Source organism: Arthrobacter sp. TJ-254 (assembly GCF_058269175.1).
This window is the reverse complement of the sequence record NZ_JBZCNF010000004.1, coordinates 352,282-374,552: the sequence shown is the minus strand read 5'-3', so window position 1 is coordinate 374,552 and position 22,271 is coordinate 352,282. Positions and strand designations below refer to the sequence as shown.

Below are 22,271 nucleotides of genomic sequence, written 5' to 3'. Positions count from 1 at the left end.
CCGCCACAGGGCACTGCCGCGCGCGGTGGAAGGACCTCAGGCCTCGAAGTGGGTTTCGGGCTCGCCCTGGCCGATTGAGGCAACCACGTTGGCGGCGATGTCCCTCACCTTTTGGTTCCGGCTGCTCGAGACGGACTTGAGGATATTGAATGCTTCCTGCTGGCTGCACCGGTTCTGCGCCATGATGATGCCGATAGCGATGTCGATTGCGGTACGCGACTTCATCGCCGCTTTGAGGTTTGAGACGGAGTCGCTGTGCTGGGCAAGGCGCACCGAGAGCATCAGCGCCTTTGAGGTCTGGCGCACAAACCCTTCGGCGGTACGGATTGTTCCTTCGTCGAACCCACCGGGGCGGGTGGAGTACACGTTCAGTGCCGCCTGAGTTCCTGCTTCAAGGTCGAACGGCACGGCGAGGATGGCTCCCACGCCGCGGGACTTCACATCGGAGAGATACTCCGGCCAGCGCTCGTCGGTGGCGACGTCCGCCACATGAACGGTCTTGTGCTCGATGCAGGCCACAAGGCACGGACCGTCGGCATGGAGGTACTGGATTTCGTCGAGTTCCTTGGCCAGCGGGCTGCTGCTTGCCACCGTGCCTGCGCGCCTGCTCCGAAGGAGGGTCACGCCGCAGAGCACCTCGCCTGAGCGGTCGAACAGCCGTTCCGCAGAGAAGCGTGCGAATTCGTTGAGGAACTCTTCAACGTCGTCGGTGTCGAGGATCAATTCCTGCAGGTAGTCCGTAGGGGATTGCCCGGCAACCTGGTCGGCCATAACTTTCTGGTCCTGTTTCGCTTGGTCATCCGGGTGGAAGCACCGGCACCAAAGAGGCATCCCAGAGTGGCTCAGGGACCGATGCACAAACCCGGAAGTGTTCATGATCGGCCTTCTGCTAGACCGTTATTCAACCTTCATAATACAAGATTTCCGTTTCACCACAGCGCCCCGATTCCTTTTGGCCGGGGCCTGCGGGCCCGGAACAGGCTGTGAGGGAGGGTCTGCTGCAGGGCCCTCCCTCACCGGCGCGGCTCAGACCCTGGCCGGCTCCGTCACCTCGGCGGTGGGCACCATGTTCTCGGCGTCAACCATCCAGGCGTACTGCTCAAGCTTCTCGATGAACCCGTGCAGAATGTCGGCGGTGGTCGGGTCCTCCTCGTCCACCTGGTCGTGGACCTTCCTCATTGTCCCGACGGTCGCCTCAAGCATGCGGACCACCCGTGCGACAGTGTCCTGTGTGGAGACAAGCCCGGCGGGGAATTCCTCGAGCGAGGTTCCCTTAGCCACGGCGCCGCTGCGTCCGTCGGGCACGGCGTGGAGGGCGCGCATGCGCTCGGCCAGCTGGTCGGTGAACAGCCTGGCGTCTTCGATGATTTCATCGAGCTGCAGGTGCATGTCCCTGAAATTCTTGCCGACCACGTTCCAGTGCGCCTGCTTGCCCTGAAGGTGGAGTTCAATCAGATCAACCAGGACGGACTGCAGGTTGTCGGTAAGGGTTGGTGATGCCTTCATGCGTCCTCCAAATGTAGAAAAATGCCCGCGGCGGCGGGCGTGGACTACTGGCGCTTCAGTGGGTTGGACTAGCTTCACCCCAGTCCCCGGCGTTGGCCAAATCCGCCGGAACTACATATCCTAAGGGTACTTATGGTTTTACCGCTCCGTGGCATCGCGTCGGCGGAATGTGGAGCCGGAGTTCCAGTCAAGGAGGATCCGTCATGGCATCAATACAGGAATCAATCGAAGTTTCGGTGCCGGTCAGCACCGCGTACAACCAGTGGACCCAGTTCGAGAGCTTCCCCAACTTCATGGGCGGGGTCGAGTCGATCACCCAGATCTCCGACACCCGCACCCACTGGGTGACGAACATCGGAGGGGTCAAGCGTGAGTTCGACGCCGAGATCACCGAGCAGCACCCCGACGAGCGGGTGGCCTGGAAGAGCGTCGACGGAGAGTCCCACGCCGGCGTTGTGACCTTCCACCGGATCGACGCGAACGTCACCCGCCTGATGGTCCAGCTCGACTGGCATCCGGAGACCTTCGCCGAGAAGGTGGGCGCCGTGGTGAACGCCGACAAGCGCCAGGTCAAGGCCGACCTGAAGCGGTTCAAGCAATTCATCGAGAAGAGCGGCGGCGAGAGCGGCGCCTGGCGGGGAGAGGTCAACGCCCCTCCGACGGGTGAGTCGGCAGCCGCCAGTCCGGCCAACGGCGATCTTCCCGACCTGTCCCTCGATGATCCGGAATCGGGCGGTCCCCGCGCCGGCCAGTAGCGCCCGCCCGGTTTTGGAAGACACGGTTTTGTAGGACACGGTTTTCTAAGAAACACGACCCGGTAAGAAACAGCAAAAGACACGACGGCGGAGCCCCCGGGCCCCGCCGTCGCGTTTTTGGTCAGTTGAAGGTTTCCCCGGCGGCCCGGTGGCCGCCGCGGATCAGCGCTCGGCGGTCGTGATCGCGGCGATCGCCTCGGCTGCCCTGTGCGAGAGATCGGCCGAGATCGGCGCGCTCTTTGCCGCCTTCGCGGCTGCCTGCTGTCCTTCGGCGCTCACGGCGTAGGTCCCGAAAGCCTTGACGACCTCGGCGGACTGTTCGTTTTCGTAGCTGGTGCAGTACACGTGGTACGAGACAAGAACCAGCGGATACACCCCCGGCGCGGTTGTTGTGCGGTCAAGGTCGAGCGAGAGATCCCCTGCGGTGCGCCCCGGCACAACCGAGGCGACGTCGACGGCGGCCGCCGCGGCTTCGGCGCTCACCGGCACGTACTCCGTGCCGACCTTGAGTTTGGCGCGCCCCAGCGGCGGACCGACGGCCGAATCGTCGGCGTAGGTGACCGCACCCTCCGTTCCGGAAACGGTGCTGACCACTCCCGAGTTGCCCTTCGAATTTTCTCCGCGGAGCTCCCCGGGCCAGGTTCCGTCGGCTTCATCGGTCCAGATATCGGGGACGACGGCGTGCAGATAGTCGGTGAAGTTCTCGGTGGTGCCGGAATCGTCGGACCGGTTCACCGGGGTAATCGGCGTGTCGGGAAGATCAACGCCCTTGTTTTGGCCGGTGATCGCCGGATCGTTCCACTTGGTGATTTCACCGCGGAAGATCCGGGCGATGGTTGCGGCATCGAGGTTCAGTTCGGAAATCCCCGGAAGGTTGAAGGCAACACTGATCGGCGCAACGTAGGCAGGGATGTTGAATGCCCCTCCGGGGCCGCAGGCGTCGGTCGATTCGTCCAGCTCCTCGTCGCTGAGGTAGGCATCCGAGCCCGCGAAGGCCACCGCCCCGGCGAGCAGCGCACCGCGTCCTGCCCCCGAGCCGTCGGGGGAGTACTGGACCTGGGCGCGGGGATTGATCGTGGCGAACTCGGCTCGCCAGGCCTCCATCGCTGGGCCCTGCGCCGAGGAGCCCGCGCCGGTGATGGCGCCCTGCAGGTCCGAATCGGCGTTCTGGGCAGCGGCTTCTTGTTCGGGACCGAGCGGGTAATCGGAGCCGCAGGCCGAGAGGCCCAGTGCTAGAAGCGCAGCCGAAAACGGCGCGAGAAATCGGGATTCAACAAGTTTCACGCGTCCGACGTTACAGGCGAACGGGTTGAGGACAAAGGCGGGCTCCGGCCGGGAAAACGCTTAGCCGCGGCGCAGCCGGACGCCGTCTTCCCTGCAGATCAGGCGGCGTCCAGCACCGTCGCTGAGCTGGACCCAGATCACCGAAGCGTCGTCCGAGCGCATGTCGACGGTGCCGCTGAGTTCGGCCCCCGTGGGCGTATGCAGCGTAAGCCGCTCGCCGCGCCGAAGCGCGGTCCAGTCGCTGAGTTCTTTATTGGCGGTCCGGTCGGCCATCGTTGCGCTGCTCCTTCTGTTGCCAAAGACGCGTGCATTACCGTAGGCAACTCTAGGATCCGCTCCTGAACGTGCGGTGAACACCAGCAGACAGTTCCCTGTGGACGCACCGCTTCGACGCCCCTCATCCGCTTCGGTCCTTCTAAAGGGTGCGCCAGTCTCCACTCGTGAGGTGCGACCCCGCCTGGGGGCCCATCTGCAGCATTCCGCCGTCAACAACAAAGGATGCGCCGGTGACATAGCTTGCGGCCGGTGAGGCGAGGAACGCGATGACCGCCGCCACCTCCTTGGGGTCACCGGGGCGGCCAACCGGGATCCCGGGCCGGTCCACCTCACGCGGATCCTGGTCGCCGGCGTCGTTCATGGGTGTTGAAATCTCGCCGGGCAGCACCGCGTTGGCTGTGATTCCCCTGTCGGCGAGTTCAAGGGCGACAGTGCGGATCAGCCCGCCCAGGCCATGCTTTGACGCGTCGTAGGCCGCCGAACCCACCCGGGGCTGTTCCTGGTGGACGCTTGTCACTGCGATGATCCGCCCGCCCCTCCCGGCGTCGGTCATGCGCTGCGCGGCCCGCTGGATGCACACGAACGCCCCGTCGAGGTTGGTGGCAAGGGTGGACCGCCAGGTGTCCCAGTCGGTCTCAAGGAACATCGTGCCGCCGTTGACGCCGGCGTTGTTCACAAAGACGTCAACCCCGCCGAGCTCTCCGGCCAACTGGTCGACGACGTCGCCGCAGGCCGGTGCGTCGGAAGTGTCGAGTTGGGCGATCACGGCCTTCCGTCCCAGCCCGCGGACGGCTTTTGCGGTTTCCTCGGCGCCGTCGGAATCGGAGTGCCAGGTGATGCCGATGTCGCAGCCCGCCTGCGCCAGGGCGATCGCGGTGGCCCGCCCGATCCCCGAATCCGATCCTGTGACGATTGCCGTTGTGGGCGAGAAGTCCATTCCGTCATTTTTTCGGCAGCCGGAGGTGAGCGCAAGGAAAACTAAGGAGGTGGACAGGGCGAAGCCCGGGCCAGGTACTGCGCGCCCGGCCCGGGCTGAAGGATGGAGCGGCCGCGGCCTTCCTTAGGCCTCGACTGTCTTCTGGTCGGTACCGCCCTGCAGCGATTCGCCCTTGACGGCCTCGGAATCCGCTCCGGACATGATCTCGATCTTCCGTGGCTTCGCTCGCTCCGTGACCGGGATGTTGACGCTCAGTACGCCGTTCTCGTACCGGGCCGAGATGGCGTCGATGTCGATTCCCTGGCCGAGGTTGAGCTGGCGCAGGAAGGATCCGCTTTCGCGCTCGCGGGTCAGCCACTTGACCCCTTCGGCTCCGCGGAGGGTACGCTCGGCCCGGATGGTGAGCAGCTGGCCGTCGACGTCGATATCCACGGATCCCGGGTCGATGCCGGGAAGGTCTGCCGTCAGGATGTAGTGGTCACCCTCGCGGTACAGATCCATGGGCATCAGGCGCAGCCCCTGCCGGGGGTCCAGCAGTGCACCGGCGACGCGGTCCAGTTCGCGGAATGGGTCGAACTTCATGGCCATTTGAACAACTCCTTCGCAACGGCCACCGACAGTGGTGGGTCTCCTCATCTCTAGGGTTGAGCGCCCTTCGCTCAACCCGCAATTAAATTAGCACTCTCAGGGGAGAGTGCCAAGAGGGGGGAGCGGTTTTTTTGCCAAGAACGAACAGGCGGGCGTCCCCTCGGAGGAGGACGCCGGCCACGGCGGAAATACCCGTAGACAGGCATGGGGCAAGGGACCGGGAAAGGGTTGCGTGAACTCGCAGGTGGCTGCCCCCCGGCCTCCGGGCTGTTACAGCACAGCACCGGATCCGGCGGTCCAACGAATGGTGCCTGCGCGGGGCCTCGATCCCCGGGCCTTCCGCGTGTGAAGCGGATGCTCTACCAGACTGAGCTACACAGGCAATGGTTCTCCAATAGCTTAGGGCATGAGCGCCGCGGTCCAAACCCGGAAGTGCCGGCAGGGTGCACAGAGCAATTTTCCGCCGGCGGTTTTCTGCCGCAGGGCTCCCCGTTTCGGGTACCGTCGATGGATGCTCCCTTCAACGATCGTCTTTGATGTGAATGAGACCCTCTCCGATCTTTCGCCGATGGAGCAGCACTTCGCCGAAGTGGGCGTCCCCGAGGGGACAGCCCGCCTGTGGTTCACCTCGCTGCTGCGGGACGGATTCGCCCTCACCGCCGCAGGGGCCAACCCCCGCTTCGCCGAGGTCGCCGAGGGCGCGCTCCGGGTGGTCCTGGCCGGCCAGCCCCTGAACCGCAGCGAGGACGAAGCGCTGAAGCACCTGCTTGGCCACTTCCGGACGCTTCCGGTCCATGCCGACGCGGGGCCCGGTATTGCCGCGCTCGCAGAGTCCGGCCACCGCCTCGTCACACTGACCAACGGGCCGCGGGCGGCAGCGGAATCACTGCTGGAGCGCGCTGGCCTCCGCGGACACTTCGACCTGTTGCTTTCCGTCGAGGACGCACCCCTGTGGAAACCGGCCCCCGAGGCCTACGCGCACGCGGCTGAGGCGTGCGGAGAGAAACCCGAGGACCTGATGCTGGTCGCCGCCCACCCCTGGGACATCGATGGCGCCGCCCGTGCCGGCATGCGGACCGCCTGGGTGGACCGGACCAACGCCGCCTACCCCGGGTACGCCCGGACACCGGACCTGGTGGTCGGGGGAATCGCCGACCTGGCACGGCATTCGGGGCACTAGGCCGGTCCGGGAACGCTAGCGGCGCATCAGCCAGCCCAGGGTCAGCGCTCCCATTGAGCGCCGGAAACCGCTCTCGCCGCCGGCAACCTCGAGCGCCGCCCAGACGGCAAGGCATCCGGTGCTTGCGCGGGCAAGAAGCTTCCGGTTGTCCTCGTCCAAGGCCATCAACGAGGCGGCGCCCAGCGCCGCCCAGCCCAGGATGGGGAGGTTGGGAGGCAGGACCACGTTCTGCCGCCCCAGGTCATCGGTGAAAAATCCCATCAGGCACCCTTCTTCTTCGAGGCGGACGGCTCCTTCTTGCCGCCGGAGCCCTTCTTCTCCCGGTTCTTCTCAACACTGCGGCGCAGCGCCTCCATCAGGTCGAGGACATTTCCGCTCTCGTCCTCCTCTCCGGCCGCACCGAAGGTCTCCTCGGTGTTGACCGTGTCGCCCTTTTCGATCTTGGCCTCGATCAGCGTGCGCAGCTGCACCTGGTATTCGTCGGTGAAGTTTTCAGGATCGAAATCCGTCGAGAAGGAGTCGACAAGCGCCGACGACATCTGCTTTTCCTTGGCGGAGATGCGCACCGTCTCCTCAAGGGCGGGAAAGGAGGCCTCCCGGACCTCGTCGTCCCACAGCAGGGACTGCAGCACCAGGACCTCACCGCGGACCCGGAGGGCTCCGAGCCGGCTTTTCTGGCGCAGGGAGAACTGTACGATCGCTGTCCGTTCGGTCTCCTCAAGGGTCTTGCGCAGGAGCACGTACGCCTTCGTCGACGCCGAATCCGGCTCAAGGAAGTAGGAGCGGTCGAACATGATTGGGTCGATCTGCTCGCTTGGCACGAACTCGACGACCTCGATCTCGCGGCTCCTTTCGACGGGAAGGGAAGCGAGGTCCTCATCGCGGAGGATCACCGTGTGCTCGCCGTCGTCGTAGGCCTTGTCGATGTTCTTGAAGTCGACAACCTCGCCACAGACCTCGCAGCGCCGCTGGTAGCGGATCCGGCCGCCGTCCTTGTCGTGGACCTGATGCAGGCTGATGTCGTGGTCCTCCGTGGCGCTGTACAGCTTGACCGGCACGTTGACCAGGCCGAAGGCCACCGCTCCCTTCCAGATCGCTCTCATGGAACAAGTGAACACCACGCCCCGCTCACCAAGCCAGAGCGGGTTCTCCACCGGTCTACGATGGACGGGTGACTTCCGAACCAGCAGAACCCACTGTCAGCCGCACCACCGACGATGACGGCGGGCTGCTGCTGCGTATCGAACAGCGTTTCGCCTTCCCTCCGGCGGTTCTGTGGAAGCACCTGACCGATCCCGGCAAGCTGAGGTACTGGTTCCCCTCCGAGATGGATATCCTGCCGCGCAAGGGCACGGAGGTGCGGTTCTCCGTGAAGGGTCAGCGCCCGCTGCGGGGGACGGTCCTCGAAGCCGAAAAACCCTCCCTTCTCGCCTTCACCTGGGACAAGGAGACGCTCCGCTGGGAGCTGGAACGCGAGGAGGACAAGGGGTGCCGGGTGGTCCTGACGATCACCGTCCCCGATGCTTCACGGCTGGCCACGACCGCAGCCGGCTGGCACCTGACCCTTGCGGGCCTCGATGACCTGCTCAACGAACGCAGCCTCGGGCAGAACCCGGCTCTCTGGCAGGTCTACGTGGACCGCTACCGTAAACAACTGGCCTCTTAGGAGCGGCCGCCCCGGCGGAGTAATCTGGCCTCCGGACACTGGCGTTCGCCCGCCATCCAGATAACACTTGGGGAATGGCACCGAACTCCCGCCAGTCGCAGACGGTCACGGTGCACGGCCGCACCCTGAGGCTGTCGAGCCTGGACAAGGTGCTTTACCCGGAAACGGGAACCACCAAGGCGGAGGTTCTGAGCTACTACGCTGCCGTGGCCGAAGCATTGATCACCCATGCGCGCGACCGCCCGGTGACCCGGAAGCGCTGGGTGCACGGCGTGGGGACCGCCGGAGCTCCGGGGCAGGTGTTTTTCCAGAAGAACCTTGATGCCTCCGCGCCCGACTGGATCGTGCGCCACCCGATTGAGCACAAGACCTCCACCAACCTGTACCCCGTGGTCAACGACCTTGCAACGCTCACTTGGCTGGGACAGATCGGCGCCCTTGAGATCCACGTCCCCCAGTGGCGCTTCGGCCCCGGGGGAGAACCGGGGAACCCCGACCGGCTTGTGCTGGACCTCGACCCCGGTCCGGGAACGGGGCTGCCCGAATGCGCCGAAGTGGCCCGGCTCGCCCGGGACATCCTGACGGACATGGGGCTTGATCCCCGACCAGTCACGACGGGATCCAAGGGCATCCACCTCTACAGCCGCCTCGACGGACGGCAGACCTCCGACCAAGTATCCTTCGTGGCGCATGAACTGGCGCGGGCCCTTGAGGCTGACCATCCCGACCTCGTTGTCAGCGACATGAAGAAGAACCTGCGCAAGGCCCGCGTGCTCGTCGACTGGAGCCAGAACAACAAGAACAAGACAACGGTCGCCCCCTATTCGCTGCGCGGGCGCCTCCACCCCACGGTCGCGGCGCCGCGCACCTGGGCGGAGCTTGAGGATCCGGACCTGGCGCAGCTGGACTACCGGGAGGTGATTCGCCGGTTCGAGGAACAGGGGGACATCCTGGCCGGCCTTGATCCGGTGCGTCCCCCGGAACCGGAGGGCGGCGAAGCTCGGGGAGCCCCGGCGGACCGGCTCTCCAAATACCGTTCCATGCGCGATCCGGCCAAGACTCCCGAGCCGGTTCCCGACGCGGTGGGGACACCCGGCGGGAACAGCTTCGTCATCCAGGAGCACCAAGCGCGGCGCCTCCACTACGACTTCCGGCTCGAACGCGACGGGGTCCTTGTCTCCTGGGCCCTGCCCAAGGGCCCGCCGGCCACGCCGCAGCGGAACCACCTCGCTGTCCAGACCGAGGACCACCCCCTCGACTACGGCTCTTTCGAAGGAAATATTCCCAAAGGGGAATATGGCGCGGGTGAGGTGAAAATCTGGGACAGCGGGACCTATGAGCTGGAGAAATGGCGGGACGGCAAGGAAGTGATCTGCACCCTTACGGGGAGGGAGGACGGCGGACTTGCGGCAACCGGGAGCCGGGTGCGCCGCTACGCGCTCATCAACACCGGCGGATCGGGCGGAGCCGAAGGAAGGAACTGGCTCATCCACCTCATGAAGGACCAGCCGGGCAAGGGTCGCGCACCGGGGCAGGTGCCGGCAGCGGCGCAGGCGGTTTCCACTGACCCGGTGACCGCACGCCCAGCGCCCCCGGACAAGCTGCCCGCGGGCATATCGCCGACGGAAACGGACAGGAGCGCGGAGGCCGCCCTGCCGGATCCGGTTGCCCCGATGCTGGCGACCCTCGGCACGGCGGCGAGCATCTACGACGAGGAGAGTTTCAGCTACGAATTCAAGTGGGACGGGGTGCGGGCCATCGCAACGGTGGCCTCCGGGCAGGTACGGCTGGTGAGCCGCAACGGAAACGACATGACCCCGATCTATCCCGAACTCGCTGACCTCGCCGAGCACGTTAACGCCGAAGCCGCGGTGCTTGACGGAGAAATCGTCGCATTGGACGAGTCGGGGCGCCCGGACTTCGGCCTGCTGCAGACACGCATGAAACTGACCCGTCCCGACGAGATCGCCGCGGCCCGCGCGAAGGCCCCCGTCCGCCTCCTGCTCTTCGACCTGCTGCGCCTTGATGGCACTTCCCTTCTTCCACTGGCCTACACCCAGCGGCGGGAAATCCTTGAGGCGGCCGTCGACAGCCCCTCCGACGGGCATATCCAGGTGCCTCCGGTCCTCGACACGACGCTTGACGAGGCGGTGCGCAAAAGCAGGGAACTCGGTCTTGAGGGAGTCATTGCCAAGCGGCGCACCAGCGACTACGTGCCAGGGGACCGCTCGCCGGCCTGGGTGAAAATCAAGCATCAACAGACCCAGGAGGTTGTGGTTGTGGGCTGGAGGCCGGGCAGGGGCGCCCGCGCCTCGACGATCGGCTCCCTCCTTGTTGCGGTTCCCGACGGCCTCGAGCTCCGGTACGTGGGCAGGGTGGGTTCGGGCCTCACCGACCGGGATCTGGCCGAGGTCAGCTCCCGGCTGCGGAAAATGGCGCGGAAAACGGCTCCCCTCGAGGACGTGCCGGAACCCGACGCCGCCGACGCCCACTGGGTGCGCCCCGCCCTGGTGGGGGAGGTGCAGTACAGCGAACGCACTGACGGTGGCAGGCTGCGCCACCCCGTCTGGCGGGGCTGGCGCCCTGACAAGGAGCCTTCCGACGTCGTCGTCGATTTCTGAGCCCGGACCCGCCGCCGAAGCCTAAGCACGCAACTCATTCCCACAGTTGAAAATTCAGCAAACAGGAGGAGAAAAGATGCCCAGCTTGGATATCGAAAGGCTCGACGCCTGGTGGCGGGCCGCGAACTACATCTCCGTCGGCCAGATCTACCTGCGCGACAACCCGCTGCTGAGGCGTCCGCTCGAAAGCAGCGACGTCAAGGCCCGGCTGCTGGGCCACTGGGGGACAACCCCGGGACTCAACTTCGTCTACGCCCACCTCAACCGCGTGATCGCCGAGCAGCGGCAGGCGATGCTGTTCGTGACCGGTCCCGGGCACGGCGGTCCGGCCAACGTCGCCAACGCCTGGCTCGAGGGGACCTACTCCGAGGTGTACTCCCACATCGGCAGGGACGAAACCGGCCTCAAGGATCTCTTCAAGCAGTTCAGCTACCCCGGCGGGGTTCCCTCCCATGCGGCCCCGGAGTCGCCGGGCTCGATCCATGAGGGAGGGGAGCTCGGCTACGCCCTCGTCCACGCGTACGGCGCCGTCTTCGATAATCCCGACCTTCTTGCCGTTGCGGTGGTTGGCGACGGCGAAGCCGAAACCGGGCCCCTCGCCGCCAGCTGGCACTCCAACAACTTCCTTGATCCCGCGGTGGACGGCGCCGTGCTGCCGATCCTGCACCTCAACGGCTACAAGATCGCCAACCCCACGGTGCTGGCCCGCATGCCCGAGGACCAGCTGACCCAGCTGATGTACGGGTACGGCTACGAACCGCACTTCGTCACAGTCAGCGACCCGCACGCCACCGAGCAGGCCCACCGCCAGTTCGCGGCGGTCCTCGAGGAATGCCTCGCCGAGATCCACGGCATCCAGGACCGGGCGCGCTCCGGGGAGGGCCTCCCGGAGGGGACGCCCCGCTGGCCCATGATCGTGCTGCGCTCGCCCAAGGGCTGGACCGGGCCCGCCGTCGTCGACGGAAAACCGGTCGAGGGCACCTGGCGCTCGCACCAGGTGCCCCTGTCCGAGATCCACACGAATCCGGAGCACCTGCGCCAGCTCGAGGAGTGGATGCGCTCCTACAATCCCGATGAGCTCTTCACCGAAACCGGTGAGCTTCGCCCCGATCTTGCCTCCCTCGCCCCGGAGGGCGACCTGCGGATGAGCGCCACCCCCTACGCCAACGGCGGCTGGCTGCTGCGCGACCTCAAGCTTCCGGCCTACCTCGACCATGCAGTCGAAGTGAGCGCACCGGGCAAGGAAAAGGTGAGCCCCATGATCACCGTCGGGGGGTACCTGCGCGACGTCATCGCGGCGAATCCCACGAACTTCCGCGTGTTCGGACCCGACGAGACAGCGTCAAACCGTCTCTCGGCAATCTACGAGGTCACGGACAAGGTGTGGGAGGCACGGATCGACGAGGTCGACGAGCACCTTGCCCGGTCGGGGCGGGTCCTTGAGGTGCTCAGCGAGCATCTCTGCCAGGGCTGGCTCGAGGGCTACCTGCTCACGGGCAGGCACGGGGTGTTCAACTGCTACGAGGCCTTCGTCCACATCGTCGATTCGATGTTCAACCAGTTCGCCAAATGGTTGAAGGTCCACCAGGACCTGTCATGGCGGCGCCCCATCGCCTCCTTCAACTACCTGCTCTCAAGCCACGTCTGGCAGCAGGACCACAACGGGTTCTCGCACCAGGACCCGGGATTCATCGACCATGTGGTGAACAAGAAGGCCGACGTCATCCGGGTGTACCTGCCGCCGGACACCAACACCATGCTGGCGGTGGTGGAGCACTGCCTGCAGACCCGGGACACAGTCAACGTGATCCTCACCGGCAAGCAGCCAAACCCGACCTGGCTGGGCCCGGAGGAGGCGCACCTGCATGTGAAGCGCGGCATCGGGGTGTGGGATTTCGCCGGCAGCGAGGAGGCGGGAACCGATCCCGACGTCGTCCTTGGCTGCGCCGGGGACGTTCCCACGCTTGAGACAGTCGCCGCGGCTGGCCTGCTCAAGGCGGGCATCCCGTCGTTGAAGATCCGGGTGGTCAACGTGGTTGACCTGATGCGCCTGCAGGACGACACCGAGCACCCGCACGGGCTGCCGGCCCGTGCCTTCGACAACCTTTTCACAGCGGACAAGCCCGTGATCTTCGCCTATCACGGCTACCCCTGGTTGATCCACCGCCTGACCTACCGCAGGACCAACCACGACAACCTCCACGTCCGCGGCTACAAGGAGGAGGGGACAACTACCACGCCGTTCGACATGGCGATGCGGAACCAGATCGACAGGTACCAGCTCGCCATGGACGTCATCGACAGGGTTCCCTCGCTCGGCTCCACCCAGGCGGCGCTGCGCCAGGCGCTCCAGGACCAGCGGGAGCGGGCGTGGCAGTACACGCGCGACGCCGGCGAGGACGCCGGTTTCATCACCGGCTGGACGCTCGACGAGTCCTCACCGGACGACGCGAAATAGGCGCCCGCGGGCCCGGCCGCCGGGCCCGCGGGAGGGGTCCTCCTAGGCGGCGGGATTCTCCCGTGCACGGAAGATTTCCATCTGGCGCATGCGCCGCTGGAGGCTGTCACGGCGCGGTGTCGGGTCGGAGCCCGGCTCCTCGGCCGTCAGGTCGATATGGCGCTGCCCGTAATGCCACAGGAGCATGTCGTCAAGCAGCCGGTCCGGGCCCGGGGAATACCGGTGATCAAGCGCCCTACGGACCTTGGTGATCGTGTCGGCCTGCAGCAGCGCAACGAGCTCGATCGTGGTTTTGAGCCCGTGCGCGGCGACAAGTTCCGCGGCCCAGCCCCAGTTGTCGTCGGATTTCCGGTCAACGTGCGGCAGCAGCGTCTGCCAGATGTCCCGGATCCGGTTGGGGGTCAGCGGAGCGCTTCCCTCACCGGATTCGTCCCAGAACCCGGTGACCGTCTCGTAGCGTTCGTGCAGCTCCGCGAATGCCGACTCGACCGTTTCGAGCATCGCCGCGGTTCCGGTGAACTGGCGGTCGAAGTAGGGGCTCCAGGCCTTCGGGTTGGCGGCCTTGAAGCGGATGTCGTGTTCAATCTCCGACCAGGCGTGGGCCAGCACGGTCCGGACCTGCACCTCGAAGAGGTAGCTGCCGCTCGACTTCGATCCGGGGTCAAGGGCAAGCTGGAACCGCCGGACGACGTCATTGTGGATGGTCCGCATGATCAGGTGCCGGCTCGAGTAGCCGTACGTGCCCGATTCGATGGAGCCGATGTCCTTCTCCCTGTCCCCCCGGCAGTCGAAGTCCTGACGCTGCCGTTTCATCAGGTTGGCCGCAAGGTCCACCTCGTGGGGGAGGGTGGTGATGACACGGACTCCGACGAGGTCGGTGAGGTTGCGCAGCGGGTCGGGGAAAACCAGGGCGGGCAGGGCATCGGCCTCGGTTGGGGCGAGCATCCGCGACGCCTTGTCGCGGAACGACTCGATCGTCTTGGTGCGCGCCGTGACGAACAGCGGGTGAAGCGGCGAAGCGTCGAAAATGTCCTGGATGCTCCGCCGCATTTCCTCGGTCACTGCCTCAAGCTCGGGCCGCACCCGCTCGAACTCCTGGGTTGCGGCCTCGACCGCGGGGCGCAGGCGGTCATCGAGATCGTCCCACGCGCTCATGAAGCCTCCTGGTTGTGGTGTTTGAGTGCAATCCTATCGGGGAGCCCGGCCCGGTTATGCTTCCTCTGTGAGGCACCTTGGGCGAAGAAGCATATTGGGCGTCGTTGGCGCTGCCGTCACCTCCCTGGCTGTTCGCTGCTCGCCGCAAAAGGGCGCTCCGGCAACCCCAACCGGGGATGCAGGACCGCAGCGCTACACCTACGGGGCCGACCCCAGCCAGTTCGCAGATCTCTACCTTCCCGCATCCGCGGTCCGGGGAGTCGTCGTGGTCATCCACGGCGGGTATTGGCGCTCCCGCTACGGGGCCGAGCTGGGCGAGCCGCTCGCCCGGGACCTCGCCGGCCGGGGGTATGCGTGCTGGAATCTCGAATACCGGCGCGCGGGCAACGGCGGCGGCTGGCCCAACACCTTCCAGGACGTCAGCGACGGCATCGACCTGCTCGCCTCGGCGGCGAAGGAGCACGGATTCGATCTTTCGCGCACGACCGCGCTGGGCCATTCCGCCGGCGGCCACCTTGCGGTGTGGGCAGCGGGAAGGCAGGGCCTGCCCGAGGACGCCCCAGGCTCGGGAAAGAACGGGGTGCCCCTCGCGGCGGTGGTGAGTCAGTCGGGGGTGCTTAACCTCGCCCAGGCGCAGGAACTGGGACTGAGCGACGGCGCCGTCGAGAACCTGCTCGGCGCATCCCCCACGGCAGATCCGGAGCGCTACCGGCTGGCGGATCCGATGACGGCGGTGCCCCTGAAGGTTCCGGTGTACGCCCTGCACGGCGAGGACGACACAACGGTGCCGCTGAGCCAGTCCGAAAGCTACGTTGCCGCTGCGGCCGAGGCGGGTGCGCCCGCTGAACTCGTGCTGATTCCCGGCGACCATTTCGCGATGATCACTCCCGGCACCGAAGCGTGGGAGCAGGTCGTGGCAGCCGTCGACAAGGCCGCCGGGATACAGCAGGGCGTTACCCCCGAAGGGTGATCCCTAGTTGAGCGGGCGGGTTCCTTCAGGCAGTGACCCGCCCCGAAGCAGCTCCGCAGCGGTATCCGCGAGGGCGGTCAGGGCGACGCGCTGGGTCCAGGGGCCGTAGGAAATGCGGGCGACGCCGAGCTCCTGGAGCTTGGCGGGCGGAAGCGAACCCGGGATCCCGATCACGCTCACCCGCTTGTGCCCGATCCCCTCAACGAGGGCGCTTACTGTTTCCTCGTCGAAGAGGCCCGGCACGAAGACGGTTGACGCACCGACCTCAAGGTAGGCCCTGCCGCGTTCGATGGCATCCGCAAGGACATCCTTCGGGTCGCGGCCAGCGCCGCGCACAAAGGCATCGGTGCGTGCGTTGAGCACGAAGGGTATTCCCTCGGATTCGCCGGCTTTCACCGCTGATTCCATCTGTGCCACGGAGTCGGCGAGGGGTTCCATCCGGTCCTCGATATTGGCCCCGATGATGCCCACGCCGATCGCACGCCGAACCGTCTCTCCCGGGTTGCCATAACCTGCATCGAGGTCAGCGCTGATGGGCAGTTCGGTCGCTCCGGCGATGCGTCCCACGGCATCGATCATGAGATCGAGCGGGACGGTGCCGTCCTTGTAGCCCAGGGACGCGGCGATGGAGTGGCCGGCCGTTGCCAGCGCCCGCGTTCCCGGGACGTCGGCAATGGTCTTGGCCGAAATGGCGTCCCACACGTTGACGACCTGGAGGATCTCGGGTGCGCGGTGGAGGTTGAGGAACTCCGTCGCCTTCGCGGACAGGGGTGCTGATTCGTTGCTCGGTGTAGTCATGTTTTCACCTTACGGGTGCACCTCGGCGATCCACAGCGCTGCCTTTGAAATGTCCTCGGGGTTGATGCCGTGTCCGCCGGGGCTTGTGATGCGGTGGACGGTGGCGTTGCGGGCCTTGAGGTCGCCGGTGAGGCGTTCGACGCTGGCCTGGGGGGCCATGGGGTCCGCGGCCCCGTTGTAGAGGGCGATGGCGGTGGCGGTCAGGTCGGTGTCGGGGGCGTGCCCGTCCAGGGGGTGCATGCCGGAGAAGGCCACCACCCGGTCCAGGGCCCCGGGGTGGAGCAGGGCGGTGGCCAGGGCGATGTTGGCCCCGTTGGAGAAGCCCACCGCGATGACCCTGCGTCCGGTGAGGTGGTAGGCGTCCCGGGCCCAGGTGAGGAACGCTGTGAGTTCCCCGGCGCGGGTGATGACGTCGGCGGTGTCGAACACGCCCTCGCTCAGGCGCCGGAACCAGCGGTTCAGGCCGTGTTCGCGGACCGGTCCGCGGGGGGAGAGGATTCCGGTGCCGGGGGCCAGGCGCGGGGCCAGGGGCACCAGGTCCTCCTCGGTGCCGCCGGTGCCGTGGAGCAGCAGCAGCACCGGGGCCCCCGGGTCGGTGCCGGGATCAAACACATGCGGCCACGGATGCCCGGAGGTTCCTGCGGGCTCAGACATTTCCGGACTCCGCACGGGCTTCCTCGGTGGTGCCGGGAAGATCAGGGTTGTTTTCGCCGGGCAGGTCGATCTTGGCCACCGCGTTGGCGATGGCCTCGCGGCTTGGTTCGAGCCACGGCGGCAGCTTCAGGCCACGGCCCAGTTCCAGCAGTGGCTCGTCGATGGCGAAGCCCGGGGTGTCGGTGGCGATCTCGAACAGGGTTCCGCCGGGTTCGCGGAAGTAGATCGAGGTGAAGTACTGCCGGTCAAGGATCTCGGTGACGGCGTGCCCGCGGGAGGCAAGCTCCTGCCGCCAGATGTCCTGCGTGGCCTGGTCCGGGACGCGGAAGGCAACGTGGTGCACGGTCCCACCGGCCACCAGGCCCCGCTCGGCGCGTGGATCGGCGATCACATCCACGACCGTGCCGGGCTCCCCCGAGCCCGTGGAGAGCCGGTAGCGGCCACCGGTTTCCGAGAGGAGGGTGAGGCCGAGATCCTGGGTGAGGGTCTGGAGGGTCCCTGCCGGATCGCCGACGGTCAGGACCGAGGAGTGCTGGCCGCGCACCGCGTACTGCGCCGGAACCGAGGCCGAATCCCACGGATCCCGCGGATCCTCAAGGGAGGAGGCCACCAGGTCGATCTGCAGCCCGTCCGGATCCCGCAGCGAAAGGCGTTCTTCTTCGGAGGACACTCCGGTCAGCGCCGAATCGATGCCGAGGTCCTTGAAGTGCTCCTGCCACCAGCCCAGGGTGCCCTGGGGCACCGAGAAGGCCGTCGTCGTCGACTGCCCGGCCCCGATTCGCCCTGAAGCAACGCCTTTCCACGGGAAGAAGGTCAGCAGCGAGCCCGGCTTGCCCGATTCGTCCCCGTAGTACAGGTGGTAGGTTCCCGGATCATCGAAATTCACTGTCCGCTTCACCAGGCGCAGGCCCAGTCCCCGGATGTAGAAATCGATATTGCGCTGCGGGTCCCCCGCAATGGCAGTCACATGGTGCAGGCCAGAAGTAGCAGCAGTCAAAGCAAGCCTCCTCAGTAGGGCCGCCGACTGCTCAGCCGGCGTTGTATATGCAAATGCATGTAATTTGGATTCTATTCCCTTCCCGGCCGCCGAAAGTTCACCCTTAACGACATAGGCAGGGAACTGAGCGTCGAATCCACCCTCCACCGTGTGTCATCCTTTGTGCATGGCAGCGAAAGGCAGGATGCGAAGGTTGGTGCTTCGCTTCGGCATCGAACTGCTCGGGTGGACGCTCGTGATTCTCGGAATTGCGGCGTTGGTTCTGCCCGGACCCGGGCTGTTGATGGTCGTCGGAGGCCTTGCCGTCCTCGCCCGGCAGTACGACTGGGCGCACCGGCGGCTCTCCCCGTTGAAGGCCCGCGCGTTCCACGCTGCAGCCACAGGCGTGAAAACCCGGCTCCGCATTGCGCTGAGCTGCTGCGTTGCCCTGGTCGTGATGGGATTCGGGGTGCTGTGGACGCTTCAGGTTCCGGTGCCGGAGTGGTGGCCCCTTGAGGACAAGTGGTGGCTTTTTGGCGGCTCGGCCACCGGAGTCAGCCTCATCCTCTCCTCCTTCATCGCCCTGGCGCTGATTGTCTACAGCGTTCGGCGTTTCCGCGGGAAGCCCGAGCCCGGAAAGACCTCGCTGAACGGACATTCCCACGGGGAAACTCACGGGGAACCCCAAGGGGAGCCCGGCTAGAAATACCGGCGTGTTTTCGGCCCGTGCTGGTAGCTTGAAAAGGTGCTCACCGTAATCGGGGAAACCCTCATCGACGAAGTTGTCAGCGATACCGCCGCGCCCCGCGCGCACGTGGGCGGGAGCCCGATGAATGTCGCTGTGGGACTGGCCCGGCTCGGGCATCCCGCGCAGTTCCTCGGCCGGTACGGTGATGACGAATACGGCAGGATGATCCAGGAGCACCTGAGCAACAACTCGGTGCTCTCCCCCCTTGGGCCCGACAAGAACCCCACCAGCGTGGCAACCGCGCGCCTCGACCCGGCCGGTGGTGCGGCCTACCAGTTCAGGCTGATGTGGGAGCTCCCCGGCCTGGCCGACCGCGCCCCCGCCCTGCTGAACGGAACAACGCTGCTCCACACCGGCTCGATCGCGACGATGCTCGCCCCGGGAGCCGACGAGGTCCTTACCCTTGTCCAGACGGCCCACCCCCTGGCCACGATCTCCTATGACCCCAACTGCCGCCCCAGCATCATCGTCGACGTCGATCTCGCCCGCCAGCAGGCCGAGCGCTTCGTGGCACTGGCAGACGTGGTGAAGGCCTCCGACGAGGACCTCGAATGGCTCTACCCCGGCAGGCCAGCCGTTGATACTGCCCGGGAGTGGCTTGCCCTTGGGCCGGCCGTGATGATCGTCACGCGCGGTTCGAAGGGGCCCTGGGGCATCTGTGCCGACGGAGCCACCGAGGTCCCCGCCCCGGTGGCGAGCGTCGTCGACACCGTCGGCGCCGGCGATTCCTTCATGGCCGCGCTGCTTGGAGCGCTCGTTGACCTCGAACTCGACGGAGCCCAGCGGCGCACCGAACTGCGCCGGATCAACGTCGAGCAGCTGGCCCGGGTGCTTGAGTACGCCGCCCGGGCCGCAGCTGTCACGGTGTCCCGGGCTGGAGCCAATCCACCCTTCCGTGAGGAGCTGGGGGAGCACCTGTGACCCGCGATCCCTACGCAGATCTGCCAGGCGTTCCCGGTTTCGAACTCACGAGCGAGGATATCCGCCACCTCGAGCCCCTCAATGCGGCCCAGGCCAGCGGAGTGATGGGTGCCGGGGGCCAGGACCGGTCCCCGCAGCTTGCGTGGCGCGGCTTCCCCGAAGAGACGAGAAGCTTCGCCGTGACCGTCTTCGACCCCGACGCGCCAACAGCAGGCGGGTTCTGGCACTGGGCTGTGGTCAACCTTCCGGCGTCGACGACGTCGCTCCCCGCCGGTGCTGGATCCCGGGACGGGGCCGGGCTGCCGCGGGGCGCCGTCCAGCTTCGCAACGACGCCGGATTCGCCGGCTACGTCGGTGCGGCACCTCCTCCGGGCCATGGGCCGCACTCCTACCATGTTGTGGTTCACGCCGTCGACGTCGAGAAGCTCGACGTGCCCGGGGAGGCGGGTGCAGCAGCTTTCCTCGGCTTCAACCTGTCAGGGCACTCAATCGCCCGCGCCCGTCTCATCGGCACCTTTGAACAGAAGCGCGGGTAGGCTTGATCGTTCAGCCTATGAAGGAGTACCGAATGCGCCTGGTGGCGAGTGACATGGACGGAACGATTGTCGGTCACAACGGCAGGATCAGCGCACGTACCGTCACGGCATTCCAGGACTGCGCGGCCGCGGGGATCGACATCGTCTTCGTGACCGGGCGCCCGCCGCGCTGGCTCGATCCGCTGCGGAGCCAGCTGCAGCACCGCGGAACCGTCATCTGCTCGAACGGTGCGGTGACGTACGACCTCGGGGCGGAGCGGGTGCTTGATGCCCAACTCCTCAACCTTGAGAACCTCCTCGAAGCCCGCGACATCATCCGCAGCCTTTACCCCGCGGCGACCTTCGCAGCGGAAACCATCGACGGCTTCAAGATCGAATCCGGTTTCGCCGATGCGGGAACCTCCGAGCTGCTCGGCGGGGAGCGGGCCCGGCCCTTCGAGGAGTCGCTCCCGGGGGAAAAGGTCATTAAATTCCTTGCCAGGGAGCGTGAAATCAGCCCCGACGAGTTCCTTGAGAAGGTCCGGCCGGCGGTCGAACACCTTGTCTCGACAACCCATTCGGCTCCGAGCATGGCACTGCTTGAGATGGCGGTGCCGCACATCAACAAGGCCGTGACGCTCGCCCGGTACGCCGAAGGGCTCGACATCGAGGCCGCCGACGTCGTTGCCTTCGGCGACATGCCCAACGACATCCAGATGCTGCGCTGGGCCGGCAGCGGGTACGCGATGGCCTCGGGCCACCCGGCGGCGCTGGCAGCGGCGAACCGCCGCGCCCCGGCCTTTGAGGACGACGGCGTCGCGCAGGTCCTCGAGGAGCGGCTGGCAGCGCTGAAGACCGCCTAGGCTCCGCCGTGGCGCTAGGGTGTGAGCTGTGACGCTGCCTTATTTCCGGAACACCGGGCTCGACGGAGTGCAACGGCCGCTCGGGCTTGCCCACCGCGGGTTCCCCGAGGGCGGCACCGAGAATTCTCTTGCCGCTTTCGCCAGGGCAGCCGGACTCGGTTTCGGCTGGCTGGAGATCGACGTGCGTGCCTCACGGGACGGCGTGGTGATGGTCTTCCACGACGACCGCATCGACCGCGTCACCGACGCGACGGGTCCCCTCGGCGCCAGGACGCTCGATGAGCTTCGAGGAGTGAGGATCCGGGGCTCCGAACCCATCCCGACCCTTGAGGAGGTGCTGCGCCGATGGCCACTGCTGCGCCTGAACATCGACGTCAAGGACGACGCGACGGTCAAACCGTTCGCAGACCTCATCAACCGCGTGGGCGCCTTCGACCGCGTGCTTGTTGCTTCCTTTTCCGACAGGAGACGCCTGAGGATCCTGGGACTGCTGGAGGAGCGCACCGCATCGTCGGCGGGAATGCTTGTGAACGGGCTCATCCGCGTCCTCGGCCCGCTCGGACTCACCGGGACAATCCGCCGCGCCGCACGGATCGATGCGGTACAGGTGCCGCTGAATTACCGGGGCATTCCAGTGGCAACGGCCGGCTTCATCCGCCGGTGCAGGCGGGCCGGGCTGCAGGTGCACGTGTGGACCGTCAATGACAAGCCGACGATGGAGAGGCTCCTGGATCAGGGCGTTGACGGCCTCGTGTCGGACCGGGGAGACCTTCTCGCCGAGACGCTGAAGCAGCGCCGCTGCTGGCCCCAGCTCCCGCCCGGCCCGCCGGCTTCTCCCGGCCGGCCGGATTAGCGCACCCGCCCGCTCACGGCACGTGCACGCACCAGGAGGGGATAGACGATCCACAGCGCCGCAACGGTGGCGAGCAGCCCGGCCGCAACGAGGATCCCTGCGGAACGGCCTACGACGATATCGAAGATGAACCCGGCGGTGCCGGCCAGCACGAGGCCGCTCAGGGCGATGGTGATCCGGATGATCCGGTTGCCGCTGCGCACCAGGGCATCCTTGACCTGGAGCCCGAAAAGAATCCGGTGCATGTTCACTGCGCTCAGCACGACCGCGGTGATCACCGCCGACAATGACACAAGGCAGAGGTAGACCACGAGCTGGAAGCGGTCCAGCTCCTCGAACCGGGACTGGAACGGCAGGGTCAGCAGGAAGCCGGTGAGGATCTGGATGCCGGTCTGCATGACGCGCAGTTCCTGCAGCATCTCGAGCCAGTTGCGGTCGAGCCGCTGGTTGCGGCTCTCCCCGCGGCCGTCTTCGATGACGCCGCCGCTGTGCGGTGCCCGGGCCATCGCCCGGGCACCGTTTCCTTCAGCTGCCTTTGCCATCGGTC

The 22,271-nt window shown here is 66.5% G+C and carries 24 protein-coding genes and 1 tRNA gene; 11 read left to right on the top strand and 14 right to left on the bottom strand.

Annotation, left to right across the window (positions count from 1 at the left end; translation table 11 throughout):
• Positions 1–36 precede the first annotated feature (36 nt).
• Both AC4D14_RS13305 and AC4D14_RS13300 read right to left on the bottom strand, forming a co-directional pair.
• The gene (locus tag AC4D14_RS13305; RefSeq protein WP_490903034.1) at positions 37–771 is read right to left on the bottom strand and encodes an ANTAR domain-containing protein; all 735 of its coding nucleotides are present in this window, start codon (positions 769–771) and stop codon (positions 37–39) included.
• Positions 772–1,026: 255 nt separating this feature from the next.
• Complete coding sequence (locus AC4D14_RS13300) at positions 1,027–1,506, bottom strand: Dps family protein (RefSeq protein WP_490903032.1); 480 nt, start codon at positions 1,504–1,506, stop codon at positions 1,027–1,029.
• Positions 1,507–1,709: 203 nt separating this feature from the next.
• On the opposite strand from AC4D14_RS13300, the gene AC4D14_RS13295 reads away from it, so the two are divergent.
• Positions 1,710–2,261, top strand: coding sequence for an SRPBCC family protein (locus tag AC4D14_RS13295; RefSeq protein ID WP_490903030.1), 552 nt, complete (start codon positions 1,710–1,712; stop codon positions 2,259–2,261).
• A gap of 162 nt (positions 2,262–2,423) precedes the next feature.
• Here the strand turns inward: AC4D14_RS13295 and pstS are convergent, their stop codons facing one another.
• The 5 genes from pstS to AC4D14_RS13270 form a co-directional block, all read right to left on the bottom strand.
• Positions 2,424–3,545 (bottom strand): phosphate ABC transporter substrate-binding protein PstS, encoded by a 1,122-nt coding sequence (gene pstS, locus AC4D14_RS13290; RefSeq protein WP_490903028.1) that lies wholly within the window; start codon positions 3,543–3,545, stop codon positions 2,424–2,426.
• 60 nt (positions 3,546–3,605) lie between these two features.
• Positions 3,606–3,818 (bottom strand): hypothetical protein, encoded by a 213-nt coding sequence (locus tag AC4D14_RS13285; protein ID WP_490903026.1) that lies wholly within the window; start codon positions 3,816–3,818, stop codon positions 3,606–3,608.
• A 142-nt stretch (positions 3,819–3,960) separates the two neighbouring features.
• Positions 3,961–4,758, bottom strand: a complete 798-nt coding sequence (locus AC4D14_RS13280; protein WP_490903025.1) for an SDR family oxidoreductase — start codon at positions 4,756–4,758, stop codon at positions 3,961–3,963.
• Between the two features lie 123 nt (positions 4,759–4,881).
• Entirely contained in the window at positions 4,882–5,346 is a 465-nt protein-coding gene (locus AC4D14_RS13275) for an Hsp20/alpha crystallin family protein (RefSeq protein WP_490903023.1), read from the bottom strand.
• A 305-nt stretch (positions 5,347–5,651) separates the two neighbouring features.
• Positions 5,652–5,728, bottom strand: a tRNA-Val gene (locus tag AC4D14_RS13270).
• 129 nt (positions 5,729–5,857) lie between these two features.
• Here AC4D14_RS13270 and AC4D14_RS13265 point away from each other — a divergent pair.
• Entirely contained in the window at positions 5,858–6,526 is a 669-nt protein-coding gene (locus AC4D14_RS13265; RefSeq protein WP_490903021.1) for a haloacid dehalogenase type II, read from the top strand.
• Between the two features lie 15 nt (positions 6,527–6,541).
• On the opposite strand, the gene AC4D14_RS13260 is transcribed toward AC4D14_RS13265, so the two are convergent.
• Positions 6,542–6,787, bottom strand: a complete 246-nt coding sequence (locus tag AC4D14_RS13260) for a hypothetical protein (protein ID WP_490903019.1) — start codon at positions 6,785–6,787, stop codon at positions 6,542–6,544.
• The gene (gene ku, locus AC4D14_RS13255) at positions 6,787–7,629 is read right to left on the bottom strand and encodes a non-homologous end joining protein Ku (protein ID WP_490903017.1); all 843 of its coding nucleotides are present in this window, start codon (positions 7,627–7,629) and stop codon (positions 6,787–6,789) included. The genes AC4D14_RS13260 and ku overlap by 1 nt, the downstream gene beginning before the upstream one ends.
• Positions 7,630–7,697: 68 nt before the next feature.
• Between ku and AC4D14_RS13250 the strand changes: the two genes are divergently transcribed.
• The 3 genes from AC4D14_RS13250 (at position 7,698) to AC4D14_RS13240 (ending at position 13,271) form a co-directional block, all read left to right on the top strand.
• Positions 7,698–8,192, top strand: a complete 495-nt coding sequence (locus tag AC4D14_RS13250; protein ID WP_490903015.1) for an SRPBCC domain-containing protein — start codon at positions 7,698–7,700, stop codon at positions 8,190–8,192.
• Positions 8,193–8,266: 74 nt separating this feature from the next.
• The gene (locus AC4D14_RS13245) at positions 8,267–10,813 is read left to right on the top strand and encodes an ATP-dependent DNA ligase (protein ID WP_490903013.1); all 2,547 of its coding nucleotides are present in this window, start codon (positions 8,267–8,269) and stop codon (positions 10,811–10,813) included.
• 76 nt (positions 10,814–10,889) lie between these two features.
• The gene (locus AC4D14_RS13240) at positions 10,890–13,271 is read left to right on the top strand and encodes a phosphoketolase family protein (protein WP_490903011.1); all 2,382 of its coding nucleotides are present in this window, start codon (positions 10,890–10,892) and stop codon (positions 13,269–13,271) included.
• 42 nt (positions 13,272–13,313) lie between these two features.
• Here AC4D14_RS13240 and AC4D14_RS13235 read toward each other — a convergent pair whose 3' ends face one another.
• Complete coding sequence (locus tag AC4D14_RS13235) at positions 13,314–14,426, bottom strand: GTP pyrophosphokinase (protein ID WP_490903009.1); 1,113 nt, start codon at positions 14,424–14,426, stop codon at positions 13,314–13,316.
• A gap of 94 nt (positions 14,427–14,520) precedes the next feature.
• Between AC4D14_RS13235 and AC4D14_RS13230 the strand changes: the two genes are divergently transcribed.
• Positions 14,521–15,396: an alpha/beta hydrolase fold domain-containing protein gene (locus tag AC4D14_RS13230; RefSeq protein WP_490903007.1), complete on the top strand. Its 876-nt coding sequence runs from the start codon at positions 14,521–14,523 to the stop codon at positions 15,394–15,396.
• Positions 15,397–15,399: 3 nt separating this feature from the next.
• On the opposite strand, the gene AC4D14_RS13225 is transcribed toward AC4D14_RS13230, so the two are convergent.
• The 3 genes from AC4D14_RS13225 to AC4D14_RS13215 are packed head-to-tail and all read right to left on the bottom strand — an operon-like array spanning position 15,400 to position 17,815.
• Positions 15,400–16,194: an isocitrate lyase/PEP mutase family protein gene (locus tag AC4D14_RS13225; RefSeq protein ID WP_490903005.1), complete on the bottom strand. Its 795-nt coding sequence runs from the start codon at positions 16,192–16,194 to the stop codon at positions 15,400–15,402.
• A 9-nt stretch (positions 16,195–16,203) separates the two neighbouring features.
• The gene (locus AC4D14_RS13220; RefSeq protein ID WP_490903003.1) at positions 16,204–16,848 is read right to left on the bottom strand and encodes an alpha/beta hydrolase; all 645 of its coding nucleotides are present in this window, start codon (positions 16,846–16,848) and stop codon (positions 16,204–16,206) included.
• Complete coding sequence (locus AC4D14_RS13215; RefSeq protein WP_490903001.1) at positions 16,841–17,815, bottom strand: ring-cleaving dioxygenase; 975 nt, start codon at positions 17,813–17,815, stop codon at positions 16,841–16,843. Before AC4D14_RS13215 ends, AC4D14_RS13220 begins: the two co-directional genes overlap by 8 nt.
• A 196-nt stretch (positions 17,816–18,011) precedes the next feature.
• Between AC4D14_RS13215 and AC4D14_RS13210 the strand changes: the two genes are divergently transcribed.
• From AC4D14_RS13210 to AC4D14_RS13190, 5 genes are read left to right on the top strand one after another with little or no spacing between them, the layout of a single operon-like run.
• Positions 18,012–18,527, top strand: a complete 516-nt coding sequence (locus AC4D14_RS13210; protein ID WP_490903000.1) for a PGPGW domain-containing protein — start codon at positions 18,012–18,014, stop codon at positions 18,525–18,527.
• A 42-nt stretch (positions 18,528–18,569) separates the two neighbouring features.
• Positions 18,570–19,493 (top strand): carbohydrate kinase family protein, encoded by a 924-nt coding sequence (locus AC4D14_RS13205; RefSeq protein ID WP_490902998.1) that lies wholly within the window; start codon positions 18,570–18,572, stop codon positions 19,491–19,493.
• Positions 19,490–20,029 carry a YbhB/YbcL family Raf kinase inhibitor-like protein gene (locus tag AC4D14_RS13200; RefSeq protein WP_490902996.1) on the top strand — a complete coding sequence of 180 codons (540 nt, stop codon included), beginning with the start codon at positions 19,490–19,492 and terminating at the stop codon, positions 20,027–20,029. The genes AC4D14_RS13205 and AC4D14_RS13200 overlap by 4 nt, the downstream gene beginning before the upstream one ends.
• 32 nt (positions 20,030–20,061) lie before the next feature.
• On the top strand, positions 20,062–20,871 hold the full coding sequence (locus AC4D14_RS13195) for an HAD family hydrolase (RefSeq protein ID WP_490902994.1): 810 nt from the start codon (positions 20,062–20,064) through the stop codon (positions 20,869–20,871).
• Between the two features lie 28 nt (positions 20,872–20,899).
• A complete protein-coding gene (locus tag AC4D14_RS13190; protein WP_490902992.1) occupies positions 20,900–21,724 on the top strand; it encodes a glycerophosphodiester phosphodiesterase family protein in 825 nt (274 codons plus the stop codon).
• Here AC4D14_RS13190 and AC4D14_RS13185 read toward each other — a convergent pair.
• Entirely contained in the window at positions 21,721–22,266 is a 546-nt protein-coding gene (locus tag AC4D14_RS13185) for a DUF6328 family protein (RefSeq protein ID WP_490902990.1), read from the bottom strand. The two genes, AC4D14_RS13190 and AC4D14_RS13185, sit on opposite strands and share 4 nt — an antisense overlap.
• Positions 22,267–22,271 lie beyond the last annotated feature (5 nt).